The sequence below is a fragment of the Alkaliphilus transvaalensis ATCC 700919 genome, from assembly GCF_000621485.1.
GTDB lineage: Bacteria > Bacillota > Clostridia > Peptostreptococcales > Natronincolaceae > Alkaliphilus > Alkaliphilus transvaalensis.
Genome location: NZ_JHYF01000006.1, coordinates 257,349 through 281,055, shown reverse-complemented (window position 1 = coordinate 281,055; position 23,707 = coordinate 257,349). Strand labels below are relative to the sequence as shown.

22 protein-coding genes and 1 other annotated feature are annotated in these 23,707 nt (G+C 34.7%); of the genes, 3 read left to right on the top strand and 19 right to left on the bottom strand.

Annotation, left to right across the window (positions count from 1 at the left end; translation table 11 throughout):
- Nucleotides 1–282 precede the first annotated feature (282 nt).
- The 6 genes from T335_RS0107425 to T335_RS0107400 all read right to left on the bottom strand — a co-directional run bounded on the left by T335_RS0107425 (nucleotide 283) and on the right by T335_RS0107400 (nucleotide 7,090).
- Nucleotides 283–846: a Fe-S-containing hydro-lyase gene (locus T335_RS0107425; protein ID WP_026476980.1), complete on the bottom strand. Its 564-nt coding sequence runs from the start codon at nucleotides 844–846 to the stop codon at nucleotides 283–285.
- Between the two features lie 29 nt (nucleotides 847–875).
- Entirely contained in the window at nucleotides 876–1,718 is an 843-nt protein-coding gene (locus T335_RS0107420; RefSeq protein WP_026476979.1) for a fumarate hydratase, read from the bottom strand.
- A gap of 111 nt (nucleotides 1,719–1,829) precedes the next feature.
- Nucleotides 1,830–3,785 carry an ATP-dependent zinc metalloprotease FtsH gene (gene ftsH, locus T335_RS0107415; protein WP_026476978.1) on the bottom strand — a complete coding sequence of 652 codons (1,956 nt, stop codon included), beginning with the start codon at nucleotides 3,783–3,785 and terminating at the stop codon, nucleotides 1,830–1,832.
- 131 nt (nucleotides 3,786–3,916) lie between these two features.
- Nucleotides 3,917–5,308, bottom strand: a complete 1,392-nt coding sequence (gene tilS / locus T335_RS0107410; protein WP_034327948.1) for a tRNA lysidine(34) synthetase TilS — start codon at nucleotides 5,306–5,308, stop codon at nucleotides 3,917–3,919.
- Nucleotides 5,309–5,385: 77 nt separating this feature from the next.
- Nucleotides 5,386–6,297 carry a protein kinase domain-containing protein gene (locus T335_RS0107405; RefSeq protein ID WP_026476976.1) on the bottom strand — a complete coding sequence of 304 codons (912 nt, stop codon included), beginning with the start codon at nucleotides 6,295–6,297 and terminating at the stop codon, nucleotides 5,386–5,388.
- 55 nt (nucleotides 6,298–6,352) lie between these two features.
- A complete protein-coding gene (locus tag T335_RS0107400; protein ID WP_026476975.1) occupies nucleotides 6,353–7,090 on the bottom strand; it encodes a vWA domain-containing protein in 738 nt (245 codons plus the stop codon).
- A 209-nt stretch (nucleotides 7,091–7,299) separates the two neighbouring features.
- Between T335_RS0107400 and T335_RS0107395 the strand changes: the two genes are divergently transcribed.
- On the top strand, nucleotides 7,300–7,959 hold the full coding sequence (locus tag T335_RS0107395; RefSeq protein ID WP_026476974.1) for an HAD family hydrolase: 660 nt from the start codon (nucleotides 7,300–7,302) through the stop codon (nucleotides 7,957–7,959).
- Nucleotides 7,960–8,412: 453 nt separating this feature from the next.
- On the opposite strand, the gene T335_RS0107385 is transcribed toward T335_RS0107395, so the two are convergent.
- A complete protein-coding gene (locus T335_RS0107385; RefSeq protein WP_026476973.1) occupies nucleotides 8,413–9,570 on the bottom strand; it encodes a THUMP domain-containing class I SAM-dependent RNA methyltransferase in 1,158 nt (385 codons plus the stop codon).
- 332 nt (nucleotides 9,571–9,902) lie between these two features.
- Between T335_RS0107385 and T335_RS22230 the strand changes: the two genes are divergently transcribed.
- A complete protein-coding gene (locus T335_RS22230; protein ID WP_156943644.1) occupies nucleotides 9,903–10,055 on the top strand; it encodes a hypothetical protein in 153 nt (50 codons plus the stop codon).
- A gap of 146 nt (nucleotides 10,056–10,201) precedes the next feature.
- On the opposite strand, the gene T335_RS0107375 is transcribed toward T335_RS22230, so the two are convergent.
- The 12 genes from T335_RS0107375 to T335_RS0107320 form a co-directional block, all read right to left on the bottom strand.
- A complete protein-coding gene (locus tag T335_RS0107375) occupies nucleotides 10,202–10,519 on the bottom strand; it encodes a hypothetical protein (protein WP_026476972.1) in 318 nt (105 codons plus the stop codon).
- A gap of 101 nt (nucleotides 10,520–10,620) precedes the next feature.
- On the bottom strand, nucleotides 10,621–11,712 hold the full coding sequence (locus T335_RS21580) for a Gmad2 immunoglobulin-like domain-containing protein (protein WP_026476971.1): 1,092 nt from the start codon (nucleotides 11,710–11,712) through the stop codon (nucleotides 10,621–10,623).
- A 211-nt stretch (nucleotides 11,713–11,923) separates the two neighbouring features.
- Nucleotides 11,924–13,366: an Asp-tRNA(Asn)/Glu-tRNA(Gln) amidotransferase subunit GatB gene (gatB, locus tag T335_RS0107365; protein WP_026476970.1), complete on the bottom strand. Its 1,443-nt coding sequence runs from the start codon at nucleotides 13,364–13,366 to the stop codon at nucleotides 11,924–11,926.
- Nucleotides 13,366–14,841, bottom strand: coding sequence for an Asp-tRNA(Asn)/Glu-tRNA(Gln) amidotransferase subunit GatA (gene gatA, locus T335_RS0107360; protein WP_026476969.1), 1,476 nt, complete (start codon nucleotides 14,839–14,841; stop codon nucleotides 13,366–13,368). Before gatA ends, gatB begins: the two co-directional genes overlap by 1 nt.
- 150 nt (nucleotides 14,842–14,991) lie before the next feature.
- Complete coding sequence (gene gatC, locus T335_RS0107355) at nucleotides 14,992–15,276, bottom strand: Asp-tRNA(Asn)/Glu-tRNA(Gln) amidotransferase subunit GatC (RefSeq protein ID WP_026476968.1); 285 nt, start codon at nucleotides 15,274–15,276, stop codon at nucleotides 14,992–14,994.
- A 12-nt stretch (nucleotides 15,277–15,288) separates the two neighbouring features.
- The gene (gene aspS / locus T335_RS0107350; protein ID WP_026476967.1) at nucleotides 15,289–16,590 is read right to left on the bottom strand and encodes an aspartate--tRNA(Asn) ligase; all 1,302 of its coding nucleotides are present in this window, start codon (nucleotides 16,588–16,590) and stop codon (nucleotides 15,289–15,291) included.
- Nucleotides 16,591–16,687: 97 nt separating this feature from the next.
- Nucleotides 16,688–16,959: a binding site (T-box leader), on the bottom strand.
- Between the two features lie 117 nt (nucleotides 16,960–17,076).
- Nucleotides 17,077–17,775 carry a hypothetical protein gene (locus T335_RS0107345; protein ID WP_026476966.1) on the bottom strand — a complete coding sequence of 233 codons (699 nt, stop codon included), beginning with the start codon at nucleotides 17,773–17,775 and terminating at the stop codon, nucleotides 17,077–17,079.
- A gap of 98 nt (nucleotides 17,776–17,873) precedes the next feature.
- Nucleotides 17,874–18,668 (bottom strand): XdhC family protein, encoded by a 795-nt coding sequence (locus T335_RS20130; RefSeq protein WP_051569191.1) that lies wholly within the window; start codon nucleotides 18,666–18,668, stop codon nucleotides 17,874–17,876.
- 180 nt (nucleotides 18,669–18,848) lie between these two features.
- Nucleotides 18,849–19,427, bottom strand: a complete 579-nt coding sequence (locus tag T335_RS0107335; protein ID WP_026476965.1) for a hypothetical protein — start codon at nucleotides 19,425–19,427, stop codon at nucleotides 18,849–18,851.
- 339 nt (nucleotides 19,428–19,766) lie between these two features.
- The gene (locus T335_RS0107330) at nucleotides 19,767–20,486 is read right to left on the bottom strand and encodes a hypothetical protein (RefSeq protein ID WP_026476964.1); all 720 of its coding nucleotides are present in this window, start codon (nucleotides 20,484–20,486) and stop codon (nucleotides 19,767–19,769) included.
- A 14-nt stretch (nucleotides 20,487–20,500) separates the two neighbouring features.
- The gene (locus T335_RS0107325; protein WP_026476963.1) at nucleotides 20,501–20,923 is read right to left on the bottom strand and encodes a DUF1934 domain-containing protein; all 423 of its coding nucleotides are present in this window, start codon (nucleotides 20,921–20,923) and stop codon (nucleotides 20,501–20,503) included.
- A gap of 17 nt (nucleotides 20,924–20,940) precedes the next feature.
- Complete coding sequence (locus T335_RS0107320; protein WP_026476962.1) at nucleotides 20,941–22,038, bottom strand: D-alanine--D-alanine ligase; 1,098 nt, start codon at nucleotides 22,036–22,038, stop codon at nucleotides 20,941–20,943.
- Between the two features lie 253 nt (nucleotides 22,039–22,291).
- Here T335_RS0107320 and T335_RS0107315 point away from each other — a divergent pair, with 253 nt between their 5' ends.
- Entirely contained in the window at nucleotides 22,292–23,599 is a 1,308-nt protein-coding gene (locus tag T335_RS0107315; protein WP_026476961.1) for a helix-turn-helix domain-containing protein, read from the top strand.
- The last annotated feature ends 108 nt before the right edge of the window (nucleotides 23,600–23,707 follow it).

Here is a 23,707-nt window from a genome sequence, read left to right as displayed (position 1 = left end):
TTTAGTATGATTTGAAGAATAAATATTCTAATGATAACTTGGCTTTAATTTATTAAAATTTCATTTGATGAAATTGCATAATTAACATTATTTTTATATTAATGCAAAAGGCAAACTTCACTGTTTGGTGTTCAATGAGTAATATCTATACATAAAATGAATATAAATTTAAATTTATGGTATTATGTAATTTCTTCATTTATAAAAATTGTAATCAAATTCTAAACTTAAATCAATTTATGAATTTATATTCTTTAGATAACCGTAATTATTTTAGCAAAATTAACTACAAAAATTTTCTCTATACATTTGAGGTCCCATTTCATAAAGGTTATTTCCGTCGGAGTCTATGGCAACAATTACAGGAAGGTCCTCCACCTTTAGTCTCCTGATCGCTTCGGTACCTAGATCTTCATAAGCAATTAGTTCTGATTCCTTAATTGTGTTTGCTATTAATGCACCTGCACCACCAATTGCAGCAAAATAAACCCCTTTATTTTCTTTAATGGCTTCTATTACTTCTTTACTTCTATTCCCTTTTCCAATCATCCCCCTTAAGCCTCTATCTAGAAGGGTGACTGTTGGTACATCCATTCTTGAACTGGTGGTAGGACCAGCAGATCCAATTACTTTACCTTGTGGTGCTGGGGTAGGCCCTACATAATAAATCAGCTCTCCCTCTAAAGGAAAGGGTAAATTTTTTCCTTCTGAAATTTCTTTAAGTAATCTATCGTGGGCCGCATCCCTTGCAGTATAAATATAGCCACTTAAAAACACTTTATCCCCTGCCTTCAATTTATGAATCAGGTTTTCATCTATGGGTACTGTAATGTGATAGGTATTCATTAGGTTAATGCCTCCTTTATCTAAACCATTTATAGTATAATTTCACCATGTCTTGAAGCATGGCAATTAATATTCACAGCTACTGGCAAACCTGCTATATGGGTAGGAAATGTCTCTACATGAACAGCTAAAGCAGTAGTTCTTCCTCCAAACCCCTGGGGGCCAATTCCCAGTTGATTAATTTCATCTAGAAGTTCATCCTCAATTGATGCAATGTACTGATCTTTATTTTTTTCTCCGATATTCCTTAAAAGAGCCTTCTTTGCTATTTCTGCAGCCCGCTCAAAAGTTCCACCGATACCTACTCCCACTATAATAGGAGGACAACAATTCCCTCCTGCTTTTTTGATGGTGTCAAGGATAAAGTTTTTTACTCCTGTTACCCCGTCTAGTGGCTTCAGCATTTTGATAGCACTCATGTTTTCACTTCCAAAACCCTTTGCTCCCAATTTAATCTTGAGTTGATTTCCCTCTACCATATCATAGTGGATAATTACCGGCGTATTGTCTCCAGTATTTTTTCTTCTGAGGGGACATTCGACAACTGATTTTCTTAAAAAACCCTCTTCATACCCTCTCCTTACACCTTCATTAATAGCTTCAGTTAAGTTTCCATTAACAATTTGAACTTCCTGTCCCACTTCTACAAAAGCTACTACCATCCCTGTATCTTGACATAGGGGTAGATCTTCTTTAGCAGCAATTTCTTGATTATTCATCAAGTCTTTTAATATTTCCCTTCCAAGGGGAGAGTTTTCTTTAGCAATTGACTCTTCCAACACTTTTTTGAGGTCTTCCTCCATATGGATATTCATATGAATACAAAGTTTCTTAATCTCTTCGATGATCTCTTGGCAATTTACCTGTCTCATTTTCCTTACGCTCCTTTTATATTGAAATTTACCTTAACTGATAGTCCTATACTTTGGATTAATACGAGAAAATGACCTTGAAAGTAAGTTTCCAAGGTCATTAAAAAGCTATTAGTCATTATTCTTGTCAATATCTATCTTTTTTTCTTCATCATCTTTCTTTTCAAGATCTACTGACTTATTTTCTTGTGCTCTTAATTCTTTATATTTTCTTTCAACATCATCAAGGGTATCTTCATCTGCAATTACTAACTTTCCAGTAAAGACCATATCATACATATCTGCATCTAAGGTCTCCACCTTTAATAGGGCTTTAGCTACAATATGAAGTTTATCCATGTTTTCTGTTAAAAGTTTTTCTGTTAAATCATAAGCAGCATAAACAATATTTCTAATTTCATGATCTATTTCAGATGCTACTTCTTCGGAATAGTCCTTCTTAGAACCAATGTCTCTACCTAAGAATACTTCTTCTTCGCCGCCACCTAATGCTAAAGGACCAATCTTTTCGCTCATACCGTATTGTGTAACCATAGCCCTAGCAATTGAGGTTACCCTTTGAAGGTCATTAGAGGCTCCTGTACTAATATCGTCTAATACTAATTTTTCAGCTACTCTTCCCCCAAGTAAATGTACAATGTGGGATTCCATTTCACCTTTTGTTGTATAATATTTATCTTCCTTAGGAAGGATCATCGTGAAACCACCAGCTCTTCCCCTTGGAATAATAGTTACTTGGTGAACAGGATCAACGTTTGGCGTTAATGTTGCAACAACTGCATGACCTGCTTCGTGATATGCTGTTAATTTACGTTCCTTTTCACTAATAACCCTACTCTTCTTTTCAACCCCAGCAATTACTTTTGTAATCGCTTCTTCTATTGTTGACATTTTAATTTTCTTTTCATTTTTTCTAGCAGTTAATAAGGCTGCCTCATTCATTAAGTTTTCAATATCAGCCGGTGTAAACCCAGGAGTTCTCCTAGCTAACACTTTAAGATTAACATCTTCTGCCAATGGCTTACCTTTAGAATGGACCTTTAATATCGCTTCTCTTCCCCTAATATCAGGTGCACCAACTAAGACTTGTCGGTCAAAACGACCTGGACGTAATAAGGCTGGGTCAAGTATATCAGGACGGTTGGTTGCAGCTACAATGATAATTCCTTCATTGATTCCAAACCCATCCATTTCAACTAACAACTGATTAAGGGTTTGTTCTCTTTCATCGTGGCCTCCACCAAGACCGGCACCTCTTCTTCTACCCACCGCATCAATCTCATCAATGAAAATAATACAAGGTGAATTTTTCTTAGCTTGCTCAAATAAGTCTCTTACTCTTGAAGCTCCTACCCCTACAAACATTTCTACGAAATCGGAACCACTGATGCTAAAGAAGGGCACGCCTGCCTCTCCTGCTACTGCCTTAGTTAAATAGGTTTTACCCGTTCCTGGCGGTCCAACCATTAGAATCCCTTTTGGTATTCTTGCTCCTAACTCGATATATTTTCTTGGATTTCTTAAGAAATCAACTAATTCTTGAAGTTCTTCTTTTTCTTCATCTAGGCCTGCAATGTCTTCAAAGGTAACTTTTTTACGTTCGTCCTCTTTGTGGAGTTTTGCCCTACTCTTACCAAATGACATAACTCTATTTCCCCCACCTTGGGACTGTTGCATAAACACAAACCAAAAGACAACAAAGATCAACACCATAAAAATCGATGGGATTAAATCAATAAACCAAGGCGTATCAGGAACAGGTGCTCCTTCCACCACTAGACCCTCTGCAATGCTGTTGTCGATAATTTCGGTAAATCTTTCTTCACTGTATACTTCTGGTACATAAGATCTAAATTGCTTTAATACACCATTATCTAAAAATTCTCCTTCTACTGCACGATCTACAATAAGGATATTTTCAACGTTCCCATTTACAAGTTCTCTATATAACGTAGAAAATTTCATTTCTACCACTTGTTGCTGTGGACTTGCGAATTGGTGAATAATAATTAACAACACAATAAATATCAAGATATAAAAACTGGCTCCTCGGAAAAATTTCCTCAACAAAAGTCCTCCTCTCAAACTAAACTGTTTCTTCTAGTGCATTTTAATATTTTACCATACTACCCATTTAAAAACAACTTTATACCCCTATCTTTGATGACAAATTTCCTTAATTTTTCATTAACTTTTTCTTAACTCTTTTTGAATTCTATCTTTAAAATCCGCTTTGTTTTTTTTGTAACTTTATACTGATCGCTAATGCGATAACCAACTACCCACATAATTTCGTCTCCATTACAAATCAAAGGAATTTGGTCACGTTCTATTCGTTCAACTTTTTGATCAATTAAAAAATCCTTAAGTTTTTTTGATCCCTTTAACCCAAGGGGACTAAATCTATCTCCCTCCCGCCGATTACGTATAATTAAGCCATGAGAAACCTTATCCCAATCAAAAGCCTTACAATTATGTTCCCTTGGTAATTCTGATAGGTCACTGGCATCCCGAAGTTCAAAGCTAAAATGCCCCTTTACTTCAGGAATGAATACTTCTTCTAAGTTATTTAATTCATAGAAAAAAGGAAACATTTCTTTTTCTTCATTAATTGTTAATGTTAACTTATGGTAGTTTTTCTTAGCAGTGATCCCCATTGGCAATTGTATCTTATGACCTGAATCACTGTTAATTAATAGGTTGTAGAGATTCTGTATATGTCTATACTCCAAAACTTCCCCTTTTCCTACTAAGGTTTCTGCTGCCAACCTTAAAACCCTTACCAATAACGCCATATGTAAATTAATTACCCCGTTTATAGGTAATGTAATCGAACCTGCTTCTTCTTCCCTTGCTAAAATTTTGTAGATATCTTTAGCCTGTTGTTCAATAAAATCATGATCTGTTTTTAAAATTTCAGCCATCCTGGCTAATGTTTCAACTAAATTAGGATTATATTCTTTTTCTAGCATTGGAATTAATTCTAGACGAATCTTGTTGCGATGATAGATGGGTTCTAGATTTGTTTCATCAATCCTTGGCTCTAGCTGATGTTCTTCACAATAGTCTTCTATCTCTTTACGGGTTAAATCTAGGGTAGGTCTTATTATTTTTCCTCTTTTATGATGGATTGCTGTCAGTCCTTGTAAGCCAGTTCCCCTCAATAGCCTCATTAACACAGTTTCTGCTTGGTCGTTCTGATTATGGGCAACGGCAACCTTTGTTGCACCCACCTTTTCTGCTACTTCATCAAAAAACTGATATCTTAAAATTCTACCAGCCTCTTCTAGGGTACGACCATTATTTTTAGCAAATTGAGGTACATCTATACTTTTGACAAAGCTCATAATATCTAAACCTTCACATAATTGTGTAACATATTGAGCGTCTTTTAGGGCTTCTATTCCTCTAAAATTATGATTTAGATGGGCTCCATATAATTGAATATTTAATTCCTCTCTAATACAATGAAGGGCGTGGAGTAGACAGACTGAATCTGGACCACCTGAAATAGCAACTACAACACGATCCCCTGCTTTAATAAGCTGTTCTTCTTCTATCCGTTTTTTTATTTTGTCTATTACATTCATGATGTCATCCCTCATTCTTTTATTTAAATTATTTCTCCACAACTATAAATATTCCTTTTTATAGTTCTAATAAGTTATCAACTTAAGCCCTTAGTAACTAGTAAAAAACATGTTGTTAAGATTAGTAGTCCTAAACTCACCTTAAATAAATTATTAATGATGCTGTCACGCTTTAACAACCTCTGCTCTATAAGACTATGCTTCTCTTTATTATATAATTCATTGATCTCCTTTGCAAACTCTCTTCGACTATATTGCTGGGTTTTCATCATATCTATAATTAATTTTTTAAGTTCTTCCCTCAAATCGCTAGCTTGTACTTTAAAAAATACGTCTTCTTTTCTTTCTTTATGGGGATTAAGGTTTTCTCCTACAGCTAACTTTACCAATATCATTGTTAGAGTGAATAAGTCGTAGGACTCTTCTGCCTTCCTAGTGCCGCATTTCCAAGTGGCACGATCGTAGGCGGGAGTATATTCCTTAATGGTGCCAGTTTTTTCCACTACGCCACCTAGGTCTATCAGCTTAATTTGTTTTTTTTCTCGATCAAACATAATATTTTCAAGTTTTAAATCGCCAAGGATGTACCCCGCCCTATGAAATTCTTCTAAACCCTTTAAAATAATTAAAATAATTCCCAAAATGGTGATCATCTTAAGCTTAACTTTTTCAACATAACTTTTTAGATCATCTCCATCAATATAATCTAATAAAAGGTAATGAAAAACTTCATTACCTATATGAAAGTCATCCATTTCATGGACATTAACAACGAACTCGATAAAATGAAACTTTCTTAGTAATTGATATTCTCTGTTAAGGGACAGGTTATCTTGACTCACCTTCATAGCAAAGGTTTGTTTGTCCTTCTCTCTTTCTACCAGAAATACCTCTGCTGTACCGCCAGCCCCTAACCGCTTGAGTATACGGTATTGATTTTTATTCCATTTTCCAGTAACAACTTCACTTATACCTAGGGCTTCTTGCATTTTATTCCCTCCCAAATTTCTTTTAAACAGAATAAATAGGTAGGGATGTTCCTACCTATCCAGCATACTCATCCAATGGTATCATCTCATCATTAGATTTTTCATTTCTTCTATATTCTTCAATCAGTTTAATGGCGTATTCTATTGCTGTTGCAGTAGGCGTTCCTCCCTTAGGCTTCATCTGATATAGATTTCTTTCCATTTGACTAAGTTCATCATCAAAGTGATGTAATAATTTACAGGTATCTACTTGCTCTCCTGGAAAGGCTACTACTGCCAGTTTTATTTCTCCTTTACGATTTTTAAAGGAGTCTAACATATCTAATATGGCATGGCGGGCTGATTGTATTTTTGTCGACATGCTACCACTGCAATCTAATAAAATACAACAACATAGGGAGACTTCATCTGAGTAGTGATCAATATAATTAAGGATTTTACTGCGGGAGTCTGGAGGCATTTGATTTAAGTCGTTTCCTATTAGCTCTTTCAATTGTTTATTAACGGCCTCTTGTATGGTTGAAGTTACTGTCTTGTGACTAATTGAGTGGATTGTTTGAGATAAATTATCTATATAGGTGTATTCATAATGCCCTCCACCTGCATTGGCTATATTAACTACTTCTTGAAAGGGCTCTTCTCTTTGTTCTTTTTGATCAATTATTCCTATTGTACTTACAGTGATATTTTTTCTAAAGGCCTTTCTGGCAGCTTCTACTGGGTTTCCCCCAATATTCGACTGACCATCTGTTACTAATATAATCTCTTTAATCATTCCTCTTTCCATTTCCATTTACTTCACCTCATTATGTTTTTAGTAATTATTTCCTCTTGGTTTTTTTTTATACCTCAAAAGAACGACTCCTATTGAGTAGAGATTTATATCTTCCAAAACAAAAGGAATTTCTGATTTGGTGGTAAAAAATCGCCCTCTTTTATGTAATAATTTGTAATTTATGATAGAATGGTTTTAACACTAGACTTAAACAAAGGAGGGGTAAAATGGCAGCGCTTATATTTTTCGATATTAATGGAACCCTTATTAAAAGGGATTCCCGTACTGATCTTCCCTATCAAAAGGCCCTTGATATTCTTTTAAATGCTGAAAATTCTTTAGAAGGGGTAGATACCTCTGCCCGATCTGATCAGGATGTTTTTATGGAGGTACTGGCTAACTATAATGAGACCTATTCTGAAGAAAAGTGGCAACAGTTTCTTAACTTCTATGAAACACAGCTACAGCTCTTTATGAGTACTGATGTATGGCGAAATAATGTAGATGCAGTTGAGTTTATCCAAAAACTATCCACTACCGACCACAAGCTCTCCCTAATAACTGGTGAGTTAAGCATTGGCGCCCAATACAAGTTGGAGAAAATCGGGGTATGGAAGTACTTCCCTGTTGGAGGATTTGGCGAAGACGGTCTTAGAAGATTTGATATTGCAGAAGAGGCTTTAAAAAAGGCTAATGCCTACTACGGAGATGATTATGACGAGATTTATATTATCGGAGATACCCTGCTGGACATAAAAACAGCCCGCCATTTAGGGGCAAGGATTATATCCATCACTACAGGTTCTAATACACGGAATGAATTAGAAACCTTAAGCCCAGACTATATTATTGATAAGTTTAATGAGATAGAAAAGTTGTTTTTGTAGAATTAATTACCCCCCTGCTATAGTGTAGGGGGGTAATTAACAGATCTAAGTTATCGTATTAACCACTAAAGGATGTGGATTTATACTAGTTTTGCTAGTATTTAGTGCTTTGTTAAAATCAATATGGAAGGAAGGTTAAGATGTTCAATAATTTACTTATATACGCCATATTAGCTACTATAATTTATATGGTGGGCAAAAACATCATTAGGTACTTTATATTTAAAAAAGACATTAAAAAAATCAATAAGTTCGACCTTGTTTTCTTACCTTTAATCTACATAGTACTATTTTATACAATACAGCAATTTAATTAGAATATATTTAACCCTATTTCTTGAAGGACTTAAACTAAAAATAATAAGAAGCAAACTGTTAGAACATTCATAGGCCCTTCTATCAGTTTGCTTCTTTTGTTTAATTCACTTGTTTATTCTTCAGAAATTATTGAGTTTATTCTTGAGTTTGTTCTTTATTCGGTCTTGGTGGTCTTGGTCCATAATACTGATAATAGGTACATTCTATTCGACCATTGTATAGCTTTCGCTTTTTATCGGCCTTCTTACCATAATGGGTTTCAAATTCTGGGTTAGAGGTAATAACATATTGAGACCACGTATCCATCTTCCTAAACACTTTTCCCATGTCTTTATAGATTCTTGCTACTTCTTCTACTTCCCCTAATCTTTCCCCATAAGGAGGGTTACAGATTATGCAACCATAATCAAACCTAGAAGCTAATTCTGATACGGGGAGCTTTTGAACATGAATCTCATCCTCCAACATGGCTTCTTCAATATGATATCTAGCTAATTTTAACACTTCACCATCTATATCCGACCCATAAATTCGTAAGGGACGATCATATTGAGCTAAATCGTGGGTCTCTTTTCGGGCTTGCCTCCATAAATCTTTTGGGATCACTGGCCATTCTTCTGATACAAAGCTTCGATTCATACCTGGGGCAATATTTTTACCAATTAAAGCTGCTTCTATGGGGATTGTTCCCGAACCACAGAAGGGGTCGATTAATACTCTGTCTGGATTCCAATAGCTTAATAAAATTAAACCTGCTGCCAAAGTTTCCTTTAATGGAGCTTTATTAGACAAGGTTCTATAGCCCCGTTTGTGTAGTCCTGCTCCACTGGTGTCAATTGTAAGAGTAGCCACATCATTTAACAATGCCACTTCAATACGATATTTAGCCGCATTTTCTTCGAACCAATCTCGTTTATATTTTAGCTTCATCTTTTCTACTACAGCTTTTTTAACGATCGCTTGACAATCGGGAACACTAAACAATTTAGAACGAATAGACTTACCTTCAACAGGAAATTCTCCATCCTCTGGAATCCAGTCTCCCCAAGGTAGGGCTTTGGTTTTTTCAAATAATTCATCGAAGCTATAGGCTTTAAATTCGCCTACCTTTAATAACACTCGATCAGCTGTCCTTAACCATAAATTACTCCTGCAAATTGCCAATAGATCTGCCGTAAAGGTAACTCTACCATTTTCTACCTTCACATCTTCATAACCTAAATCTCTTACTTCTCTAGCAACCACAGCTTCTAGGCCAAAAGCCGCCGTAGCAATTAATTGTATTTTATCCATTGAAGTCCTCCTAATTACATTTTCATCGTATTTTTTCCCGCAAATTCTTGTAAGTTTCTACAATTTTAATCATTAGTCATCAATAAAAGCTCCAATAAAAATTTATTAAGCTGTTATGTGTCATATTATGTTGTCTTATTTTTCTTTTTCCTGCCCAATCATTAGGTTATAATATCCCTATAGACTTTATACGCCTTTACTCTCCATTAGATCAAAGTCTTCCTTCAGAAGATTTATAGGATAACTTTCCTATTCGTTATAATAAATTACTTTTCTTTTTCTATTTATGTAGAAATATATGTCGTAAAACTTCAAAAGATTGGAGGCTGGTTATGAGAAAAGCTAAATTTCACTTATTTATTTTTACTTTAATTTTATTATTAGCTATTACCTTATATAGTATTTATCAAGACAATAAAAATGCTAAAACGATGGAGTCAACCCAACCTGACAGGGTAGCATCACTTCTTCTTCTCCATACATAAATTAAGTTAATAAAAGCCCTTCTATTTAATCTACTATTCAGCATATAACCCAGAAGAAAGACTTTTAGTAAAGGTCATTCCTTCTGGGTCAATTATTTATTTCTTCTTTTGATTTATTTCTTCTTTTGATTTATTCTTCTTTTTATTTATTTCTTTTTTTTATTTTTCTTCTCCTTGTCAGGTTTAGGAGGAATTTTTTTTACTTCCCGCTCAATCCATTTCCACATAAAAAAACCAAAAGCTATCCCCAGTATGCCAAATATTGCAATAGCTCCAATTGTGCCAAAGGATAACACCTCATCTGCAATCCCCTTTAAAGACCATCCATGAGTAGTAATTGCATAAAGGGTTCTATATATAATAGCTGTTAATATTCCCCATCGGATTACTCCATGCTCTAGTATATATCTTACCTTACCAGTACTATATACTTGTAATAGCCTTTCTTGACGCTGCTTATCCATGATCTATGCCCCCTTACAAATTATTGCTATTCTTATTATAACAGAAGTTTTCCAATGGACAAGATTTTCTAGTAAATACGTCATTAACCTACCAATATTCTTTATTTAAATCGTATTTCAATTTTCTCCCTTAATATATAGCTTCCATCCTCAGCGCTATATTCACCTAATTCAATACTGCCAGTTTTTGTAGTAGGTTCTGAAAAGTCTATTTCTTCATCAAAATTTCCCCAAGCAGGACCACCCGCATCTGCTTGTAGAATCGCTTCATGGATTAAAGATTCTTCTTCATCTAATACCCTAACAACAAAGGACCCTTCAAAGGCAATAATTTTTCCTTTTACCCTTACAGGGCTATCAATTTCATCATTTTCTTCTGGCATTTCTAATTTAGAGAAGATTAAAATGTCTTCTACTTCATATTCTTCCCCCTCTATTGTTTTAACAGAATATTGAGTTGCCTCTTCAGAAGCTACCTTTAAATAAACTGTAGGGAAGGTAATGGCTTGTGTCACCATAGCATCTGGATCAGGTTCTTCGATCTCTATTGTAATCTCTTTAGGATATACATTTTCATTAAACCCTCTAACACGAATGTTATATCCTCCTGTTGGTCTTTCGTCACTGGTTATTTTAATGTAGGTTGCATCGGGGTGTTGATATACATAGGCTCCTTTTTCTTGTTGGAATTGAGCAAACCAATCTCTAGCTCCCTCCTTCAATGCCCTCTCTTCAACAATTAGTAGAGGTCCATTAAAATGCTCTTCTATAAAACCAACTAAATCTTCCGATTCTATTTCAAATACTTGGCCTTCTGTCCCAATAAAAAGTTGGCTGTTGTTCTCTGCAACGTAAATCAAGATTTGGCGACTATCTAAAATTTCATCTCTTAAATAGATAAGTATCCCCCTATCCGTATTTACTTCTTCATCTTCATTAAGAAGTCTAACGTATTCTGCCTCCCGAATATACGTTGCTATTTCTTCAATAGTCATTATATCGTCTATTATTGGCGTTTGCTCTCCATGTTGATAAACCTCTAAGCCTTCAATATTTCCTGCTTCTATTTCATTATAAGGATAATCTACAGCCTGTGGGGTTTCTTCAAGGGGTTCTTCTTCTATGGCTCTCCTACAACCACCAATACTTAATGTTAGCATCATGCATACAACCAAGATCAATATCTTTTTCATGCTAATCCTCCTCATTTTTTTCTAATTTAGAATATTAGTTTACAAGGAAATGTTATATATTATTTATAACCAAAGTTTCTAATATCATGCAAAAAATCCCCAGAGGTCTACTCTGGAGATTAAAGTTGCACAGACTTTTTACATTACTATTTATATTACTATTCATATTCATATTACTACTCTTATTACTATTTATGTTGCTATTTATATTCTATTTTAGGTTTTGAAGCTTCATCGTTAAAATTTCTTTTGTTAACTGAGGGTTTGCTTGGCCTTGGGTAGCCTTCATAATTTGCCCCATTAAATATCCCATAGCTTGTTTCTTACCACCATGATAGTCTTCTACCGATTGGGGATTATTTTCTAAAACTTCTAAGATATATCTTTCTAATTGTTCCTCCCCACTTATTTGCGTTAATCCCCTTTTTGCTATAATACTTTTAGGTTCTTCTCTAGTTTTAAACATGGTCTCGAATACTTCTTTTGCAATTTTACCACTAATTTCTCCTGTTTCTATGAGCTTTAGTAGCTCAACCAGATCCTTTTCTTTTATGGGGATTTCACTACCTTGAAGTTCTTCCACCTTTAAAAGCTTTAATAGGTCTCCTAAAATCCAATTGGCAACTATTTTAGGTTCTGCCCCAACCTTAACTGTTCTTTCATAAAATTCTGCAAGGGGTTTGTCGCCTATCAAAATTTCTATCTCTTTATCGGTTAGTTGGTAGAAGTCTTTAAAGCGTTTTTTCTTTGCCTCCGGTAGCTCAGGGATCATTTTTTCTATCGATTCAACTAAGTTCCTATTAAAATGTATCGTCGGAATATCTGGTTCTGGAAAATAGCGATAATCATGGGCATCTTCTTTAGTCCTCATGGATACAGTTCTTCCTTTTCCGCTATCCCATCGGCGGGTTTCTTGTATTACCTTATGTCCTTCACCAAAACTATAAAGTTCCCGTTGTCGCTTTTCTTCTTTTTCCATTGCCTTAATTAATTCTTTAAAGGAGTTCATGTTTTTAATTTCTACTTTACTATTTAATTCTTCCTGTCCTACCCTACGAATAGAGATGTTAGCATCACACCGAAGGGAACCCTGTTCCATTCTACAGTCGGATATACCGGCATATTCTAAAATAGATTTTAAGGTCTTTACATACTCAACTGCTTCTTGAGGGGATCTCATGTCGGCCTCTGAAACAATTTCTATTAAAGGGACCCCCACCCTATTATAATCAATTAAAGAATGGGGTTCTTCTACCATATGAATCAATTTACCCGCATCTTCTTCGATATGGATTCGATTGATTCTTATTTCCTTCTTTTTTCCTTCTACCTCGATCTCAATTCTCCCCCCACTACAGATGGGTAGATCGTACTGGGAGATTTGATAGGCCTTAGGAGAGTCAGGATAGAAATAATTCTTACGATCCATTTTACTAGACAAATTAATATCACAATTTAAAGCTAACCCTGCTTTAATGGCTAATTTGACCACTTCATCATTTAAAACAGGTAGGGTTCCTGGTAAACCTAAACATACGGGGCAAGTTTGACTATTTGGTGGGGCACCAAAGGTTGTCGGACAACTACAAAATATTTTAGATTTTGTTGCTAGCTCCACATGAATTTCCATTCCAATAATTGTTTCCCAAGCCATTAGATTCCCTCCTTTCCAACAGAAACATTTTTAGTAACCTGTAACTTCTGTTCTAATTTATAGGCAGCCCTTAAAATCTTGTCCTCTTTAAAGGCTCCACCAATAATTTGTAACCCGATTGGTAGTCCCTCTTTACTAAAACCACAGGGCATTGAAAGGGCGGGTATTTTAGCTAAGTTAGCACTAATTGTAAAAATGTCGCCTAAATACATCTCCATTGGATCATTAATCTTTTCCCCTTGAAGGAAAGGCAGGGTTGGAGTTGTAGGGGTGACAATTAAGTCATAATCATTAAATAATGCTTCATACTGCTTTTGGATTTTATCTCTAATTTTTTGAGCCTTATTATAATAGGCATCGTAGTAACCCGACGATAGGGCATAGGTTCCCAACATAATACGCCGTTTCACTTCTTCTCCAAAGGCCTCTGTTCTTGACCTTTCCATTAAGTCCTCTACACTTTCAAATTGTTTCGGTCGATATCCATATCGAATCCCATCGAAGCGGGCTAGGTTTGAGCTGGCCTCTGCCGAAGAAATAATATAATAGGCCGACAGTCCCTCATCTACTATCGGCAGGGTTATTTCCTCCACAATTGCCCCTAATTCTTTAAGGTTTTCGATACTTCCCTCAATGGCTTTTGATATTTCTTCATTTAATCCACCCTTTAATAAGTCGATTGGAACCCCTATCCTAAAGCCTTCTATCCCCTTTTCTATTTCTTCTAAATAGTTTCCTTTAACTTCCTCTCTAACAGAGGTGGCATCCATCGGATCATGTCCCTGCAATACCTCTAGACTTAAAGCACAATCCTTTACATTTGTGGCGATAGGTCCAATTTGATCTAAGGAGGAAGCAAAGGCAATTAATCCGAACCTAGATACTAACCCATAGGTGGGCTTTAAACCTACAACCCCACAAAATGCCGCTGGTTGTCTAATAGATCCTCCTGTATCAGAACCTAAGGATAGGGGCGCCATGCCAGCAGCCACTACTGCAGCAGAGCCTCCAGAAGAACCACCTGGAACTCTTTTAATGTCCCAAGGATTCTTTGTTGCCTTAAATGCTGAATTTTCGTTAGAAGAACCCATTGCAAACTCATCCATATTGGTTTTTCCAATAATGATAGCGCCTTCCTCCTTAAGTTTTTTTACTACGGTTGCATCATAAGGGGGGATAAAATCCTCTAGCATCTTCGATCCACAGGTGGTTAGTACTCCATCGGTACAAATATTATCTTTTATGGCTACAGGGACCCCCGCCAGTTTTCCAAGTTTTTCGCCCTTCATAGCTTTTTCATCTATTTGCTTTGCTTGCTTAAGGGCCTCTTCTTTGCAAAGAGTTAAATAACCTTGTAGGATGGGATCAACTTCATCAATTTTTTTGTATATGGTTTCAATTAACTCCTGTGCCTTAATTTTTCTATTCTTTATCCCAGTGACAATTTCATCTATTGACATGGTTCTTAGCTCCATTTCGCTACCTCCTTTTCATAACAATAATTATTACTCAGTTTTCTCTTTATTACCTAGCTATTACCTATCCATTACCTATCCTATTTCAACAGATTCTTCAATAATAGATGATAGATGATCTAGGACGAATATGCATTTCTTTTAGTAGGTCTATTCAATAATTTTAGGTACCTGAATATATCCTTCCTGTAACTTCTTTGCATTTTTAAATAGCTTATTTTGATCACCAAATACGCTGGCTTTATCCTCCCTTAATGGGGCTTCAACTACATTTGTATCCCTTGATCCATCTAAATTCAACTCAATCTGATCCATTGATTGAAAATGTCCAAGTATACTATCAAATTCTGTGGCCATTTTTTCAGCCTCTTCAGTAGAAAACCTCAGTTTTGCTAACTTAGCAATATGCTGTACCTCTTCAACAGAAATTCGCATTTTTTTAACCTCCTATGGTGTTATTCTTTTTAGATCTCTTGGCAATAGTGATGCTTGACGAATATTATCTAAATTTAATATTTTCATGGTTATCCGTTCTAATCCTATTGCAAATCCCCCATGGGGTGGCATCCCATATTTAAAGCCTTCTAAATAAAAATCAAAATCTTCAGGTCTTAAGCCAAATTTAATCATATTCTCTTTTAACTCTTCATAATCATGAATTCGCTGTCCCCCTGTTGTCACTTCTAGTCCTTTGTAGATTAAATCAAAGCTTTTTGTCATTCCCTCTAAATCTCCATCTGCCATTGTATACACTGGTCGTTTAGAAGCTGGATATTTAGTTAAAAACACAAAATCACTATCATATTTCTCTTTAATATATTTAGAAAGAAGCACTTCTCCTTCTGCATCTATGTTTCCGACGGGAGATTTCTTACCACATTCATCTAATAGTAGCTTTTGAGCCTCCAATAATGGGATTCTTGGTATTTTATTAATTATATTTAATTCTACACCATAAAGTTTTAGTTCTTCCTTGCAGGTTTTTTCTAAGTGCTGAAAAAGGAATTTTATGAAGGCCTCTTCCAAATCCATTAGGGCATCTTCACTTTCAATAAAGCCCATTTCCACATCAAGGCTTACATATTCATTTAAGTGTCTCCAAGTATTGTGGAGTTCTGCACGGTAGGCATGCCCCACTTCGAATACCCTTTCAAAACCTGCCCCCACCATCATTTGTTTATAGAACTGAGGACTTTGGGCTAGAAAAGCTCTTGTTTCAAAATAATTAACGGTAAACATTTCAGAGCCACCTTCTGTGCCTGAGGCAATGATCTTTGGCGTATGAATTTCTGAAAAACCTTGTGATTTTAAAAATACGCTAAAGGCTTCAACAATTTCCTCCTGCACTTTAAAGGGGGCCCTAATTTTAGGGGACCTAAGGCTGATGGAGCGATGGTTTAATTGTGTCTCTAGATGGGCCTTTACTTCTCCATTGTTTATGGAGAAAGGCAACACATCATAATATGCCTTTCCTATAACCTTAAGCTCTTTTACATGAAGTTCTATCCCTTTAGGGGCCTTTTGATTTAAAGCGACTTCCCCCATAGCTTCAATAGCCATTTCTATTCTTAAGCCTTCCCGCAACTTCTTATCTACCACAAGTTGAAGGATTCCTGTTTTATCCCTTAGCTGTATAAAACTAATTTGACCTACATCATAGATTTTATGAATCCATCCTTTGACTAGTATCCTGTCAGTGGTTTTTTTCCCATTTAGGAAGTCAATCTCCTTTACATATACTCTTTCCATCGCAACTCCTCCTTTTCATTTTTTAGTTCTAGCATCGTTAATTTTCTTTGTCCTATGGAAAACCAAATAAAAAATCCCGTCTCTATACCTGTATTGGTATAGGGACGGGATTAATATTCCGTGGTGCCACCCTAATTAGCTTAAATTTAAGCTATCTCTTCTTCAGTACGGATTTTAACACAATTAAGCATTTGAATCGATACCTAGTTCTTGTAACGGTGAACATCCGACTAAGTCTACTTTCCATAACTGGATTTCGGTTAGCTGCTCAGGGGTGTTCTTCAGTACAAGTTCCGGTGTCGGGCTTTCACCATCCCCAACTCGCTACAACCTTCCATTTGTATTTACTCTCCCCATCAATGCATTTCCATAAGAGGCTATTTATATTATTTAGTATTATATATCTAATATGTTTTTTATGCAACTATTTTTTGAAAATTTTTTATTTACTATTTTTTACTTGCTTTTTTTATTTGCTTTTTTTACTTACTTTGCTTCTACTAGGTAGGTTTCTGTATCTAACCAGTAGAATTCCTCTAATATTTTTCTGTTTCTAGGTACTACACCATCTCCAAACTCGATAGGATAGCTAATGGTCACTAGGAAATATTGACCTTCATGGTTTCCTAATGCAGCATAGGTTTCTCCATCTTTACTGATATACTCTTCAATAGACCACGGATGGTACTGATCACCATTAGTCACTTTTTCCATATCCAGCTGGGAAGCAGTAAGCATTCCTTTTTCACCAATTAAAGTTGGTTTTTCTTGTTGGGTTTCTGGATAGAAGAAAAACTTAATATATACATCTTCTCTTTTAGTTCCTGCAAAATTTGAAAAAATATTGTAGGCATCCCCTTCACCAGAGTTAGCTGTTTCTACAAGGTAATCTTCTGGTATATAGGTGATAAAGCCATTTGCTCTACCATCTAACAGTTGTAGCTTTATATTCTCTTCCATTCCTTCAATTAGAATGGTTTCCTCCTTAAACTCTGGAAAATTCAACGTAGCCTCTGGGTCCTTCTCTTCATCATTTTCTTCTTTCCCATTTTCGTCTCCATTATTTATATCTTGTTCCTCTTCTTGGGGGTTTTGATTATCACCATTAGTAGTATCAGTACTACAGCCCATCGCACCTCCAACAATCATCAGTGAAACTAATAAAAGTACCAATAATTTTTTCATAGTTGTCCTCTCCTTTTACAAAATTCTTTCTATCAGTAAATTAAGGTCAAAACAAACCTATTTATTTACTTAGACGATAAAAGTCTATAAAAAGTTCCCTAAAACTGCTTTTTTAGCTTGTTGCCAGTTCCGCCATTTTTTACTGCCACCATTTCTGCTATTACTGAGAGGGCTATTTCTTCTGGCGTAATAGCCTTTAGATCTAACCCAATAGGACAATGAACTTTTTCTAGTAGTTCCCTATCATACCCCTTAAGTTCCATGCTTTTAAGTATTTCTAGTTTTTTTCTTTGGCTACCCATCATACCAATATAAGGAGCTGGTGAATTGATCACACCCTCTAAAACTACCTCATCTGTACTAGAGCCTTTAGTTACAATTGCAATTAACGTATATTCATCTATTTCTATCTCTGCTAGAGCTTCTTGATAATGATCCCTTACAATTCTTCTACAGACCGAAGGAAACCTTTCTTCTGTTGCAATATGACTTCTTTCTTCTAATAGAAGGGTTTCAATTTTTAATTGGGAGGCTAACTTTGCTATTTCATAACCTACATGACCTCCCCCACATAACAACAAACGATACTGGGGCAGAAAAACCTCAAGAAACACCTTAACACTACCACCACAGTTCATTCCAATTCCCTTCTCTGTTTTGGTTAAGTTATATTCTAGAATTTTGTTTTCTTTATTCTGCAATGCCCTTTCAGCTTCTTCTAAAACCTTTGCTTCGACTAAACCACCACCAACTGTTCCAAATAATTCTTTGTCTTCTGTATAAATCAGTTTAGAACCTGATTTAGCAGGGGCTGACCCTTTAGCTTCTACAACGGTGGCCATGATAAAAGCCTTCCGGTGTTTACTTAATTCTAGAGCTTTTTCAATTACCATCTTCTTAACCTCCTTAGCCCAAGACTTTGACTTGTATATAAGTAAGATCCATCCATTTATTATTTCAATATTCAATCAATAAATCCTTTTTATAAATCTTATATTGGAGGAAGTGAAAAGAGTCATTCATTATTGAGTGAAGAATTTGAGTGAAGAATTTGAGTGGAGAAAAAAAGGCTTTTACTTATTCATCTTGAGGACATCTGCTTCAGTAATAATCCTTAGGTCATGTCTTTGAACAACATTTTCGTACCCACTTAAAATACTCCTAGCCTTATATAAATGATTAGGGGAGTTATTGACAAACATATATTCACCTAATGTTTCATCATAAATTGTATTTAAAAATAATAGATAGGTTCCATGCTCCATTTTTATATCTTTATCTTCTATAAGCTTTACAAGATTATTATTATTATTATGAGAAAAAGAAATTAACCTAGAAATATAGATTGTATCCTTCTCTTCTAATTCAATATCTGTGGTGTTATTAATCACCTCAGTTATACTAAAGTCATATAGCAACCAATACATCACATGATTATCCTCTGAAGCTTCTATGTCATAGGGCTTAGGGGTGCCTAAAAATTCTCCTTTTACAACGACTTCTGCATTTGAGTAAAGTTCTTCAACTGTTCCATAAACTACTGCTAAACCTACTGAATCCCTTTTATTAACAAAGGTATTGTTATAGATATAGTTTCCTGCTACTAAAATACAAATAATTATACTTAAAAGAAAAGCCATCCTTTTTATCACCGACATCCCTCCTAATAGGATCGTTTCTGATAATAAAACCTTAATGATATCCAAGATTTGTAACTAAATTGTATCACATAAACTTTTCTTCTCAATATCAAAATTGATTTTATTTAGATTAATTCCTTAACTTATTTATCTTGATATATTTATATTGAGATAATAAAATGATCAAAACCTTCCTTCGAAAGATTTAGTAGTAAACTAGAATTGAAATACATTACGTAAAATTATGACGATTGTAACCTTTAAAAGACCATCATTTCCTATGTATTATAAAAATACCCTATAAATTAGTTGTATACACAATCTCATCTATAGGGTACTGGGATCTATTTTTTATAGGCTAAAACAACTCATCATCTTATTAATGATCTTAAATAAACTTAAAACCACATTTCTCTGGGTCTCATCTAGCTTCCTTAAACTTAAGGTATTATGGTACTTATGGAAGATTTCTACTATCTTTTCAAGTAGTTGTACCATTTCTCCTTCATCGGTTTCTTCTTCCTGCAATTCCAACCAATCTATCAGCTGGTCAATGAGAGCCTCTTCAAAAGGGTCTTTTATATGAGCCAACCTTATTTTGCTTACTTCTGGATAAATCCCTTCTTGTTCAAAAACCGATAACACCCAATTAGTTCTATAGGCTATGTAGCTTATTTCGTCTTTTAAGAAATTATAATTTAGTTCAAGTTGTTCCTTAACCTTACTTATGTTAAAAAGTTTAAAGATGTTATCAACATCTTCCCTTTGCATTTTTTCTAGTATTTTAAATTTCCAATTTTCTTCTAAATATATATTAATAAAGCCTGGTGCTATCACCTCAATAGTAGCTCCATTAAATACTCTATCATCTCCTAGCATTTTAGTAGCAACATCTATTGGCTTCATTTTTAGTTCTTTGTTTAAGGAAAAAGCTACGGTGGAAGTAAAATCCCCATAGCCTCCTTTTTTATTTCTAACTACATCACCTGTAACATCATCTACATTTAAATTGGCTTTTGCCAATTCTACTATAAGTTGATTCAATTCTTCCTTCAGTTTTTTAAGTATCATTTTACTCTTCCTTTTTATAATACTGTAATCTCAAGGGTATTTTCCGTCTCAGCCATTCCCACAATAACAACATCATAGCTGACATTAATGCTACCTTTATAACTTTCTAAAGATAGATCAACCTCTAGTGTATGGGTCTTTATATACATTTTAAAATCACCAAACATCGTTTTATACTCGCTAGAATGACGTTTTCCAACTTCAAATACCATTTGAGAATCGGAAGAACCAAAACGTTTCATGGAGACCTTTTTATCCCCCTCTACTTTAAGGGTTGTTGTGGCACCTTCCATTCCTGATATTTCTGATTCTTCATAGACAATATAAATATTATTATTTTTTTCGTATACCTTACCTTCTGTCGTTAATTCAATCTTATTCTCTTGACCTTGGCCGTCTTTCTGTATTCCCAAGACCCTAATCATTCGTTTATACATCTTTCTCCCCCTAAATATTAGTTTCGATCTTTATATCTTTCTATTGCCAGTTGAATTAGTTTATCTATTAATTGGTCGTAGGGAATACCGCTTACCTCCCACATTTTAGGATACATACTGATCTTGGTAAAACCAGGCATGGTATTAACTTCATTAACCAATATTCTATTGGTTTCTCCTTCAACAAAGAAATCCACCCTTGCTAGACCACTACAATCTATTAACTTGTATACCCTAATAGCCATTTCTCTAACTTTACTGATCATTTCCTCCGACAGTTCTGCAGGTATAACATATTGACTTGTTCCATCAAAGTATTTATCTCGATAATCATAAAATTCCTTTGAAGGTATAATTTCCGCAGGCAATGAGGCAATAGGGTCTTCATTCCCTAATACAGAACACTCTATTTCTCTAGCATTAATAAATTCTTCTACTACAATTCGACGATCATACTTGGCAGCCTCTTCTAAGGCTAACTTTAATTCTTCTTGATTTTTTGCCTTTGATATCCCTACACTAGAACCTAAGTTTGCAGGTTTTACAAACACTGGATAGTTAAAAGTCCCTTCAATAAGATTAATACAATCAATTTTGTCTTTAAAATAGTTTTTACGGTTAATTAGAATATATTTTGCCTGTGGTAGCCCTTCTGCTTCTAGTATTTTCTTAGCCATCCCTTTATCCATAGCCAATGCAGAAGCCAACACACCTGCCCCCACATAAGGCACATCCAACATCTCAATTAACCCTTGAATGGTACCATCTTCCCCAAAAGGACCATGTAAAACAGGGAAAACAACATCTATCTTCTTGACTTGGCTATTTTCTATTTGAAACCCTTTACCCTTTTCAGATGGTAATAAAGAAATTTTAGGCTTACTATTTAACTTTGTATCTAACAATTGGTTTTGTTCATTCTCCCAACTACCATTCTCTATTTCATCTATCGTGCAATCACAAATCCTCCAGCCACCATTTTTTGTGATACCAACAGGAATCACATTATATTTTTCTTTATCAATTGCTCGTAGAATGGAGGCTGCAGACATTAATGATACTTCATGTTCTCCAGATTTTCCGCCAAAAACAACCATAACATTTATCTTTTCCATCAATTCACCTTCTTTCATAATACTATTAATATTCTACTCTTCTTCATGGTATTATTCAACTTTTATCCTTCAACAAATTATTAGGAGATTATTTTTTATTTCCATTTACATTTTATTTGATTTAGTGTTAAACTTCTAGTATAGTATTATTATAGATTTTTTTCATTATTTTTTAATACCCACTAGTATTTTTTTATAATATGGTTATAATCTGTTCTTTTTGATATCTAATTTTTACAAAGGAGGTTACCCCATGTATATTTTTAGCCCTGGCGAAAAAATCAAACGTCTAAGAAGGGAAATTGGATTAAAGCAAGACCAATTAACAGATGATCAGATCACAAGAAGTCTAATTAGTATGATTGAAAATGAAAAAAGAAATCTTAGCGAAGAAACTGCTGAAATTATTGCAACAAGGTTAACACGACACTATGAATCCTATGGTAAGGTGATCACTGCCAATTACTTACTGGAATCTAAGGAAGATCAAGTTAAAAATATTATAGATACCCAGTTAATAAGCCTTACAGAATTAATGACTAATTATCAAAACCTTAACAGTGATCATGTTTTCAACATTTTTAACAAGCTATTAACATTAGCAGAGGATTGGTCAATTAAGGAACATTATGCAAAAACCCTTCTTGTTAGAGGAGACTATCATTTTTCCATTAATAGATATAATGATGCTTTAATGGATTTCTTTAATTGCTTAGACTATTACTTAGGGGATCGCGACAATGAAACTACCGCATCCATTTATAATAAAATTGGTAGTTCTTTTCTTAAAAAGGGGTTTGTAGACGAAGGTCTATTATACTACAATAAAGCCTGTGCTATTATAGAAGTCCTCAATACTAACAGTCTAAATAGTATTAAAATCCTCTCTACCTATAATATGATCTCCTGTTATCGCAGGTTAAAAAAATTTGATCTAGTCTTTAAATACGTTTCACTTTTTAAAGAATTAAAAGACTACAACGAAAATCTCTATAGTGAGGTTTTATTAATGGAGGCCAACACCTATTATGATTTAGGAATTTACGAAAAAGCCAAAATTATCTATGATGAACTACTAACTAGAAACCCACAAGTCGACAGCAATATTTTACTTACAACCTATAATCAACTGGCTAAAATCTACCATTATATGGGCAACTCTAAAGAATCTCAAGAGTATACCCAAAAAATAGATGAACTCATAGAAAACCATAGTATCACCTTCTCTTCTGATGTCTACTGCGCCTTGGCAAAATACTATTGTGACCTATCTTTAATAGATAAGGCCTTATCCTTACTTGATAAGGGTTTTCGTTATGCTAAAATTCAAAACAACCTAGAAGCAATGATCTCTATCAAGCTTTTGATTGCCGACATTTATAGAGAGCATATTAAGGACTATGATGAAGCAGAAAGCCACATCCTTTATCTAGAAGAACATTTTAAAAACCATGCTTATAAAGACAAGCATGTCGAAGTATATGCTAAAATAGCCAAATTCTATTGTCTCATTAATAATCCTGCCCGTTGTATAAAATACTTAGATAAAATACATGTTTAATATTTTTATTTTTAGAATATCAAAACCATTGTCGGGTACTTAACCTAACAAAGTTTTAGCGAATAAATATAATAAACTACTCCCCTTTAGTGATATCAGATTAACTTT